The following is a 2,678-nucleotide window of genomic DNA, read 5'->3' on the forward strand; positions in this document are numbered from 1 at the left end:
CCTCACCATGAGCCCTGATTAAAACCTTTTCGTCCCTTAAGTTTTTTAATACTTCGTGATCGATGATTTTTAATCCACGATTGGTTAAACGCTCTACTTCTTCATCATTATGCACAATATCGCCAAGGCAATATAAATAACCTTCATTATCCAGAATATCTTCGGCCATTTCTATGGCATATACTACGCCAAAGCAAAAGCCTGATGATTTATCGATGTTAACCTGTAAGTTGTAACCCATTGCGATACAAAATTAAGCAAAAATATTTGTTCCGGTTGTCATGTATAAGACAACAAAAAAGATTAGCTGTGAAACGAACATTACAGTACCAATATGTTTCTGTTGCTTTAAGCCCAAAGCATAATAAAACTTTAACAATATTACAGAAACAATAAACCACGCTACATAATTCTGAACAGGGATTTCATGCCAGTCCCACTGCCAGTAGTTAAATTTCATGGCCACAGGTTCCAAAAAGAAATCGAAACCTACCAGTATAAAAGCGCCGAGAACAGAAGCCAGAATACTATGCCTGATTTTCATACTTTTCATCATTTGTCCAACACTGAAAATAAGGATTACCCAATTTACACCCATTAGTAATGGAACCGCAGCAACTTTGTAGCCCAATGTATCGCCGTAATAATAGCTGCCAAATATCTTTCCGGTATGCACGCCCAGTACCTCGACTAAAAAGCCACAGAGAAATACACCCGAAACCAGTAATAATAAACGTTTCACATCGGCATTGTACGAAAAAACAATTACGGCAAACATCAGCAACAAATGAAAGGGAACCAGTTTGATAAAATAAGGCTGGGCAGCAGGAATTAAGAAGCCAAGCAAGCCAACCATATGAAAAACGACAATTATTGCAACTGCAATCCTTTTAACCTTTAAATCGTTTTGATCGTTCTGCCCTTCCATGTGCTCGTTTTAAAAATATGTTTTTTTATAGAAATGAATGAAATTATTAAGAAGAACAACATCTGTAAGGGATGTAAAATCAGATTTATCAAAACATTTTGTCCCGATAAATAGGAGATCATCATTCTACTTAATACTATTAAAGTTAATGGTAATACAAGTAAAGCAATATTAAAGTTTAAGATTAAAATTACTGGCCCTACAGTTACCAAAAGCTGGTAAAGTAATAATATTATGATGTTATTACCAAAACCCGCCAGTAAATTTTTACTAAAACCGTTTAAGCTTTCGCCTAAATTTTTGTACATCCTGCAATAGATCAGTCTGTTGGCTAAAAGGGCCTCTGCATTAAATTTTTCTTGTTTTACCAACTTCATAATCTCCACATCTTCCACAACCTGGTGTTTAACCCGCTCATGCCAATGGTTTTCTTTGTAATTATTGGCATTAAAAAACATGCACTGTCCGCTTGCTGCTGAAAATGCTGGATTTTTCGAAAGTTTAACCAATCGCAAAGGCAATAAATTTAGCAGTATAAAATGCATTAAGGGCACTGTTAACCACTCGCCTATCGATTTTATAGTTTGGTTGGTAAAAACACTTAACAAAGCCAGGCCTCCGATTTCCATCCGGTTGATCAGGCTATTGATCAATCCTCTTTTTACTGATTCGTCTGCGTCGATAAACAAAAGATATTTCCCTGTAGCCAATTCGCTAAGCTGGTGGCACGCATAGTTTTTTCCAAGCCAGTTTTGAGGTAACGCTTTCCCGCGTACCACTTTATATTGCGGGTTTGTGAGACAAAATTTTTCGACTACCTCATAAGTATTGTCATCGCTGTTATCATCTAAAACAATAACCTCATAATTGGAGTAATCCTGATTTTTTATCGAAACGAGTAGTTCTAAAATATCTGCTTCTTCATTTCGCGCAGGAATTAGGATCGAAACCTTATCATGATAGTGTTTAACCACTCTCGGCAACTTAGGGTTAGAAAGGAAATTGAAAACAGTAACCGAAAACCGGATCACCAGGAAAATTAAAACGGCGTAAATAAAAATTGTCATTCAATTAGCTGAGTTTGTTTAACAACCGATTGATCGTAATGTTTATTATAGGCACTTTTCAGCAATTGCAAGCTCACATATTCTTCGTTCTCCCAATGCTGCAAATAAGTATAAGCTGAAGGCTTTCTTTCCGCAAAATAATCAATAAAGGTGGCGGCAAAAATAATATTGATTTTTTTCTGACTGGCATTGATCATCTGCATCACTCCTTTTTCGAAACTGATATTTTTGAGGTGGTTCGAATATAATTTGCCCTGGGGAAATACAAGTACCAAATTTGCGGGGTTATCTAACAGTTTGCCTGCATAATTAAGCGTTTCTAAAACATCTTTACCTTTATTTTCGGCCGCAAAAGCACCAAGATACTTTAGAAAACCAACTTTAGTATAGTTTTCGGCATTCACTAAAACATGAAATTGTTTCTTAAATACTTTTTTGTTGATGTAAAAGAGGAAAAAACCATCCCACCAGCTAAAATGATTGGCTAAAATTAGAATAGAAGCGTCTTGTTTGATTTCCACTCCATCGTAATTGAATGCCGCAAAATCTTTTTTGATGATAAACTGGATGTACCAGGAGAAAAAGCTGAAGATCAAATTATTTTTTCTAGGCTGATACATTTCGGGAAATTGCAAAAAATTGAGGTTAATTGCAAATGTGGTTTCTTTAAGACGGCTATAGTC

The 2,678-nt window shown here is 35.8% G+C and carries 3 protein-coding genes and 1 pseudogene; all 4 read right to left on the reverse strand.

All coding sequences use genetic code 11. The features are described from left to right. A pseudogene (locus tag AC1DND_RS25080) lies at nt 1-241 on the reverse strand (4-hydroxy-3-methylbut-2-enyl diphosphate reductase); the annotation flags it as partial. Nucleotides 242-253: 12 nt separating this feature from the next. Further along, complete coding sequence (locus AC1DND_RS25085; protein WP_477585266.1) at nt 254-928, reverse strand: carotenoid biosynthesis protein; 675 nt, start codon at nt 926-928, stop codon at nt 254-256. Beyond that, nucleotides 898-1,995 carry a glycosyltransferase family 2 protein gene (locus tag AC1DND_RS25090; RefSeq protein WP_477585267.1) on the reverse strand — a complete coding sequence of 366 codons (1,098 nt, stop codon included), beginning with the start codon at nt 1,993-1,995 and terminating at the stop codon, nt 898-900. Before AC1DND_RS25090 ends, AC1DND_RS25085 begins: the two co-directional genes overlap by 31 nt. Further along, nucleotides 1,992-2,678: 1-acyl-sn-glycerol-3-phosphate acyltransferase (locus AC1DND_RS25095; RefSeq protein ID WP_477585268.1), on the reverse strand; the 687-nt coding region annotated here is incomplete at its 5' end. The genes AC1DND_RS25095 and AC1DND_RS25090, both read right to left, overlap by 4 nt.

Source organism: Pedobacter sp. 01N416 (assembly GCF_056399685.1).

Bases quoted from the DNA above. Each gene is read 5' to 3' on its own strand.
- AC1DND_RS25085 (WP_477585266.1), bottom strand. From the start codon at position 928: ATGGAAGGGCAGAACGATCAAAACGATTTAAAGGTTAAAAGGATTGCA.
- AC1DND_RS25090 (WP_477585267.1), bottom strand. From the start codon at position 1,995: ATGACAATTTTTATTTACGCCGTTTTAATTTTCCTGGTGATCCGGTTT.